This is a genomic window from Pseudomonas sp. DWP2-2 (genome assembly GCF_049897065.1).
Lineage (GTDB): Bacteria > Pseudomonadota > Gammaproteobacteria > Pseudomonadales > Pseudomonadaceae > Aquipseudomonas > Aquipseudomonas paracarnis.
This window is the reverse complement of the sequence record NZ_JAFCVN010000012.1, coordinates 147,745-154,899: the sequence shown is the minus strand read 5'-3', so window position 1 is coordinate 154,899 and position 7,155 is coordinate 147,745. Positions and strand designations below refer to the sequence as shown.

Below are 7,155 nucleotides of genomic sequence, written 5' to 3'. Positions count from 1 at the left end.
GCTTGCGATCTCTCGTAAGCGGGAGGCGAATTCTACAGCGTTACACGCTGCTGTCAACACCTCTTTTTCAACTTCCTTTTGGCTTCGATGAACTGAAGCAACTTGCTGCCGAAAACTGCGTAACTCATTGTTTACCAAGGAGTTTTCCGTTTCGACTGCGCCGGAAGTGGGGCGAATTATAGACAGATATAATTCGCCGTCAACTCTTAATTCCGCTTTTCTATCAATAAGTTAGCTTCGGCTAAAAAACAACCAGCTCTCCACTGGACTTCTATCTATATAGAAGGAAAAGCTTAAATAACACCTGCTTCCTTCAATGCAGCCACATGAGCAGCTCCCAGCCCCAGAACTCCTTGCAGCACCTGAAGCGTGTGCTCGCCCAGTAGAGGAGGCGCACTCCGGTACTCTACAGGCGTCTTGGATAAGCGTATCGGGCTCGCAACCTGAGGCACCATCCCCGCCAATGCATGAGGCAACTCCACCGCCAAGCCACGCGCCTTGACCTGAGGATCGGAAAACACCTGCGCCAGATCATTAATCGGCCCACACGGCACGCCCACTCGCTCCAGCTGCGACACCCACTCAGCGGTAGTCTTGAAGACCGTCGCCTGGCGAATCAAGGGAATCAGCTCCGCGCGATTAGCCACCCGTGCGCGATTGGTGGCGAAACGCACGTCATCCGCCCATTGTGGTTGCCCAGCGACTTCAGCGAATTTACGGAACTGCCCGTCATTGCCTACTGTGAGAATGAAATCTCCATCGGCAGTGGGGAAATCCTGATAGGGCACAATATTAGGGTGAGCGTTGCCCAGGCGCTTCGGCGGCGTCCCGGTGGTCAGGTAATTCATCGCCTGATTCGCCAGGCAAGCCACCTGCACATCCAGCAACGCCATGTCGATATGCTGCCCACCACCATCGTGATCGCGATGAGCTAGCGCAGCCAGGATAGCCACGGTCGAATAAAGCCCGGTCAAGATATCGGTCAAGGCTACGCCAACCTTTACCGGCCCGGCGCCTTCATCCCCTTCAGGCCGCCCCGTCAGGCTCATGAGCCCACCCAAACCTTGGATCATGAAGTCGTAACCGGCGCGCATCGCATAGGGGCCCGTCTGGCCAAACCCCGTGATGGAGCAGTAAATCAGCTCCGGGTTAACCTCTTTGAGGGACTCGTAGTCCAGCCCATACGCCGCAAGGCCGCCCACCTTGAAGTTTTCGATCAGGATGTCCGACTTGGCAGCCAGGTCGCGTACCAGTTTCTGGCCTTCTGGTCGGGTAAAGTCGATGGTCACCGACTCTTTATTACGGTTGGCCGACAGGTAGTACGCCGCCTCACTGGTGTTCTCGCCATCCGCATCCTTAAGGAAGGGAGGACCCCAAGCGCGCGTGTCGTCGCCGCTGCCCGGCCTTTCGACTTTGATCACCTCGGCCCCAAGGTCTGCAAGAATCTGCCCGGACCAAGGGCCCGCGAGTACTCGCGACAAATCCAGCACTCGCAGATGCGAAAGCGCGCCCATACCCATGCTCCTATTAATAGAACGCTTGAAGACCGGTTTGCGCGCGCCCCAGGATCAAGGCATGCACGTCATGGGTCCCTTCATAGGTGTTGACCACTTCCAGGTTGACCAGGTGGCGTGCTACCCCGAACTCGTCAGAGATGCCGTTACCGCCCAGCATGTCCCGGGCCATGCGCGCGATGTCCAATGACTTGCCACACGAGTTACGCTTCATGATCGAAGTGATCTCCACCGCCGCCGTACCCTCATCCTTCATCCGCCCCAGGCGCAGGCAACCTTGCAGGGCCAAGGTAATCTCGGTCTGCATGTCTGCCAGCTTCTTCTGGATCAGCTGAGTGGCAGCCAATGGGCGACCAAACTGCTGGCGATCGAGTGTGTACTGGCGCGCGGTATGCCAGCAGAACTCAGCAGCCCCCAGCGCACCCCAGGAGATCCCGTACCGTGCCGAGTTAAGGCAGGTAAACGGCCCTTTCAAACCACGTACATCCGGGAAGATATTTTCTTCCGGCACAAATACGTTATCCATGACGATTTCACCGGTAATGGAAGCCCGCAACCCCACCTTGCCGTGGATAGCCGGAGCGCTCAGACCTTTCCAGCCTTTTTCCAGGACAAAGCCACGGATATCTCCCGCATCGTCTTTACCCCACACCACAAACACATCCGCAATCGGACTGTTGGTGATCCACATCTTCGCGCCGGTCAGGCTGTAGCCGCCATCCACTTTGCGTGCACGGGTAATCATCGCGCCCGGATCGGAACCATGGTTGGGCTCGGTCAGCCCAAAGCAACCGATCCATTCACCAGAGGCCAGTTTGGGCAAATACTTCTGTTTTTGCGCCTCGGTACCAAACTCATTGATCGGCACCATGACCAGGGAAGACTGCACACTCATCATCGAGCGATAGCCGGAGTCGACACGCTCGACCTCACGAGCAATCAAACCGTAGCTGACGTAGTTCAACCCGCTGCCGCCGTATTGCTCGGGGATCATTGCCCCCAGCAAACCGGTTTCGCCCATCTCACGGAAAATAGCGGGGTCTGTCTTTTCATGGCGGAAGGCTTCGAGCACACGAGGAGCCAGCTTGTCCTGCGCAAATTGCTCGGCGCTGTCACGCACCATGCGCTCTTCTTCGGTGAGCTGTTGATCCAGCAGCAGTGGATCGATCCAGTTGAAGCTTGCCTTGCCAGCCATGAATAAGTCCTCGCGAAAAAATCAGAAGTCGTGGATCCAGACTAGGCGCGGTCAGCGCAGAGGGCAAACGAGGTTTTTGCATAGGCTTGTGCTAATTTCTCACTTCGTAACACTCAAAAAGCCCATAAATGCGCTTTATCTGTGAGGGCAATGTACATGCGCCGGAAAATCCCCAGTACCACCGCACTCATCAGCTTTGAGGCAGCAGCCCGCCATGAGAGCTTCACCAAGGCAGCAATGGAGCTTTCCATCACCCAAGGCGCGATTTGCCGACAGATCGCCAGCCTGGAGGAGTTTTTGAGTGTCGAGCTGTTTCGCCGCTCACGCCGCGGCGTGAAGCTGACGGAGGCGGGGCTGTCTTATAGCCGTAGGGTTGCAACACAGCTGGACGCCGTGGAGCGCGACACCTTGTCGGTAATGGGCCAGCAAGGCGCCAATGTGATCGAACTGGCGGTGGTGCCCACCTTCGGCACGCAGTGGCTGATCCCACGCCTGAAGGACTTTCAACATCAGCACCCGGAAGTCACGGTGAACCTGACGAACCGCACACGCCCCTTCCTGTTCGCCGATACCGAGTTCGATGCGGCGATCTACTTCGGAGATGCCGATTGGTCGGGTACGCAATCCCACAGGCTGATGGGCGAAAACCCAGTACCGGTCTGCAGCCCGCGCTTACTCGGCGACCGCACGCACTTCACCCCTCAACAGATCGCCGAGCTGCCACTGCTGCAGCAGACCACACGCCCCTACGCCTGGCGCCAATGGTTCAACGCCCAACAACTGAGCATCCCTCGCGACATGACAGGCCCTCGATACGAGCTATTCTCGATGCTGTCTCAAGCGGCCATGCATGACATGGGCATCGCACTGATCCCTCCTTTCCTCATCCAGCAGGAGCTGAAGGAGCAACAATTGGTAATCGCCAGCACTGAAGCACTGACCAGCGAAAAGGCTTATTACCTGATGATTCCTGACAGAAAGGTCGAATCTGCCTCTCTGCATGCATTCAGGGACTGGCTGGTCGACCAGTCAAGACGCTACAACCCAAGTAAATGAAGGACAAAGCGCAATTACTGACTTTGTAGTCAAATAAATTAAGAGCCTACAGATGTACGTATATGTCGCATTTAAACAGGCTGTACTTGTCAGCCAAAAATAAGGCTAAAAGCCATGTATTTCATGGCTCGTAGCGACTCTTACCGGTCAATGCACGACTATTCACACTGGCAATGGAAAAACGGACCGAAAACGCCTGAACGCCTTTAAAGACCTGTATTTAAAGAGGTTATTTCAGCCTGTTGCGACAATCAGTCACAGGGTGACTTGTAGTTAATTTTTCGTCACCCGTCATAATCCCTTGATGGCCGTAAAGTTCGCCTGCAAAATGCCGCGCCCCGCTGTCATTTCAGCGGGATCGTGCTGATCGGCCGCCCCAGTTGCGCCACTCGCGGTGCACTGGCCTTTTTACAAAAAGATCAAAAGCAAAAAGATCATGCAGGAGATTTGACGTGCACATTGGTGTTCCTCTCGAAACCCAGACCGGTGAAACGCGGGTGGCTGCCACCCCGGAAACCATCAAGAAGCTGATCGGCCAGGGCCATAAGGTCACTGTACAAAGCGGCGCAGGCATCAATGCCAGCATCGTCGACAGTGCCTATGAAACGGCAGGCGCTACCATTGGCAGCGCCAACGACGCATTTGGCGCCGAGCTGATTCTCAAAGTGGTTGCCCCCAGCGACAGCGAACTTGCGCTGATCAAAAGTGGCACCGTATTGGTGGGCATGCTCAATCCGTTCAGCAACGAAACCATCGCCAAGCTCGCCGAGCGCGGCATCACCGCCTTCGCCCTGGAAGCCGCGCCGCGCACGTCACGCGCTCAAAGCCTTGATGTGCTGTCTTCGCAAGCCAACATCGCCGGTTACAAGGCCGTGTTGCTGGCCGCTCATCACTACCCGCGCTTCATGCCGATGCTGATGACTGCTGCCGGCACTGTAAAAGCCGCACGCGTACTGATCCTTGGCGCCGGTGTGGCGGGCCTGCAAGCCATCGCCACGGCCAAGCGCCTGGGCGCGGTGATCGAAGCGTCCGACGTACGCCCGGCGGTTAAGGAGCAGATCGAATCCCTGGGCGCCAAGTTTGTCGACGTTCCCTACGAAACCGATGAAGAGCGTGAATGCGCCGTCGGTGTCGGGGGCTACGCACGCCCGATGCCCACCAGTTGGATGCAACGCCAGGCCCTGGCCGTGCACGAACGCGCCAAACAGGCCGATATCGTCATCACCACCGCCCTCATCCCGGGCCGCAAGGCGCCGACCCTGCTCAGCGCCGATACCGTGGCGCAGATGAAACCCGGCTCGGTGGTCATCGACCTCGCCGCTGCCCAGGGTGGCAACTGCCCGCTGACCGTGGCCGACCAGGTCGTGGTGGAAAACGGCGTGATCATCTGCGGCCCGACCAACCTGGCGGGCGCTGTCGCCGCCGATGCGTCGGCCTTGTATGCGCGCAACCTGCTGGACTTCCTGAAGCTGGTTTTCACCAAGGAAGGGCAGTTTGAAATCAACCTCGAAGACGACATCGTCGCCGCGTGCCTGATGTGCCGCGACGGCCAAGTCATCCGCAAAAACGCCTAAGCAGGGATTCAGACGATGGAAGAGCTTATCTCCCCCGGTATCTACAACCTGATCATCTTTGTGCTGGCGATTTATGTCGGTTATCACGTGGTCTGGAACGTAACACCTGCATTGCACACGCCACTGATGGCCGTGACCAACGCCATTTCCGCGATTGTCATCGTCGGCGCCATGCTGGCTGCCGCGCTGACCGTCACGCCGTTGGGCAAGACTATGGGCACACTGGCCGTGGCCCTGGCGGCGGTAAATGTCTTCGGTGGCTTCCTGGTCACCCGCAGGATGCTTGAGATGTTCAAGAAGAAAGCCCCGAAAGTAAAAGAAGAGGCGCCCAAGTAATGAGCATGAATCTCGTGACGACGCTCTACCTGATCGCGTCGATCTGTTTCATCCAGGCCCTCAAAGGCCTCTCGCACCCGACCACTTCGCGGCGCGGCAACCTGTTCGGCATGCTCGGCATGGCGCTGGCGGTACTCACCACCGTCGGCCTCATCTATAAGCTGGGGGCTGAACTGGCGACTGCCGGTATCGGCTACGTCATCGTTGGCCTACTGGTTGGCGGTACCGCCGGCTCGATCATGGCCAAGCGTGTTGAAATGACCAAGATGCCCGAGCTGGTCGCGTTCATGCACAGCATGATCGGCCTGGCAGCGGTGTTCATCGCCATTGCCGCCGTGGTCGAGCCGCAGTCCCTGGGCATCGTCAAGCACTTGGGCGATTCGATACCGGCCGGTAACCGCCTGGAACTGTTCCTCGGTGCCGCTATCGGTGCAATCACCTTCTCCGGCTCGGTGATCGCATTCGGCAAGCTGTCGGGCAAGTACAAGTTCCGCCTGTTCCAGGGCGCACCGGTACAGTTCGGCGGCCAACACAAACTGAACCTGGTGCTCGGCCTCGCAACCCTGGGCCTGGGCCTGGCGTTCATGTTCACCGGCAACCTCACTGCGTTCGCGCTGATGCTGGCCTTGGCCTTCGTGCTGGGTGTGCTGATCATCATCCCGATTGGCGGCGCCGACATGCCCGTGGTGGTGTCAATGCTCAACAGCTACTCCGGCTGGGCAGCGGCGGGCATCGGTTTCTCGCTGAACAACTCGATGCTGATCATCGCCGGTTCCCTGGTGGGCTCCAGCGGCGCGATCCTGTCGTACATCATGTGCAAGGCGATGAACCGCTCCTTCTTTAATGTGCTGTTGGGCGGTTTCGGCAATGCGCCGGATGCTGGCGCTGCGGCGGGCTCCAAAGAAGCACGCCCGGTGAAGTCCGGCTCCGCTGATGACGCCACCTTCCTGCTGACCAACGCGGACACCGTGATTATCGTCCCAGGCTACGGCCTTGCGGTCGCGCGGGCACAACACGCGCTCAAGGAACTGACCGAGAAGCTGACCCACCACGGCGTCACCGTAAAGTACGCGATCCACCCGGTGGCGGGCCGTATGCCGGGGCACATGAACGTATTGCTGGCCGAGGCTGAAGTGCCTTACGACCAGGTGTTCGAGATGGAAGACATCAACTCCGAGTTCGGCCAGGCCGACGTGGTGCTGGTATTGGGCGCCAACGACGTGGTCAACCCGGCCGCCAAGAACGACCCGAACTCACCCATCGCCGGCATGCCGATTCTCGAGGCGTTCAAGGCCAAGACCATCATCGTCAACAAGCGCTCGATGGCCAGCGGCTACGCCGGCCTGGATAACGAGTTGTTCTACCTGGACAAGACCATGATGGTGTTCGGTGATGCCAAGAAGGTCATCGAAGACATGGTCAAGGCCGTCGAATAACACTGCGCCAGCGCAATACCTGAAACCCTGGCCTCACGTAGGCT

The 7,155-nt window shown here is 58.1% G+C and carries 6 protein-coding genes; 4 read left to right on the top strand and 2 right to left on the bottom strand.

Annotated features, from left to right (window positions below):
• Positions 1-293: 293 nt before the first annotated feature.
• Both ACP7CZ_RS22500 and ACP7CZ_RS22495 read right to left on the bottom strand, forming a co-directional pair.
• Entirely contained in the window at positions 294-1,514 is a 1,221-nt protein-coding gene (locus ACP7CZ_RS22500) for a CaiB/BaiF CoA transferase family protein (RefSeq protein WP_054920883.1), read from the bottom strand.
• A 13-nt stretch (positions 1,515-1,527) separates the two neighbouring features.
• Positions 1,528-2,709, bottom strand: coding sequence for an acyl-CoA dehydrogenase (locus tag ACP7CZ_RS22495; protein WP_003187423.1), 1,182 nt, complete (start codon positions 2,707-2,709; stop codon positions 1,528-1,530).
• 156 nt (positions 2,710-2,865) lie between these two features.
• Between ACP7CZ_RS22495 and ACP7CZ_RS22490 the strand changes: the two genes are divergently transcribed.
• From ACP7CZ_RS22490 to ACP7CZ_RS22475, 4 genes are all read left to right on the top strand, one after another.
• Entirely contained in the window at positions 2,866-3,765 is a 900-nt protein-coding gene (locus ACP7CZ_RS22490; protein ID WP_236453083.1) for a LysR family transcriptional regulator, read from the top strand.
• Positions 3,766-4,217: 452 nt separating this feature from the next.
• The gene (locus ACP7CZ_RS22485; RefSeq protein ID WP_034129252.1) at positions 4,218-5,339 is read left to right on the top strand and encodes a Re/Si-specific NAD(P)(+) transhydrogenase subunit alpha; all 1,122 of its coding nucleotides are present in this window, start codon (positions 4,218-4,220) and stop codon (positions 5,337-5,339) included.
• Between the two features lie 15 nt (positions 5,340-5,354).
• Positions 5,355-5,675: an NAD(P) transhydrogenase subunit alpha gene (locus tag ACP7CZ_RS22480; RefSeq protein WP_003187417.1), complete on the top strand. Its 321-nt coding sequence runs from the start codon at positions 5,355-5,357 to the stop codon at positions 5,673-5,675.
• Positions 5,675-7,111 (top strand): NAD(P)(+) transhydrogenase (Re/Si-specific) subunit beta, encoded by a 1,437-nt coding sequence (locus ACP7CZ_RS22475; RefSeq protein WP_021491387.1) that lies wholly within the window; start codon positions 5,675-5,677, stop codon positions 7,109-7,111. Before ACP7CZ_RS22480 ends, ACP7CZ_RS22475 begins: the two co-directional genes overlap by 1 nt.
• Positions 7,112-7,155: the final 44 nt, after the last annotated feature.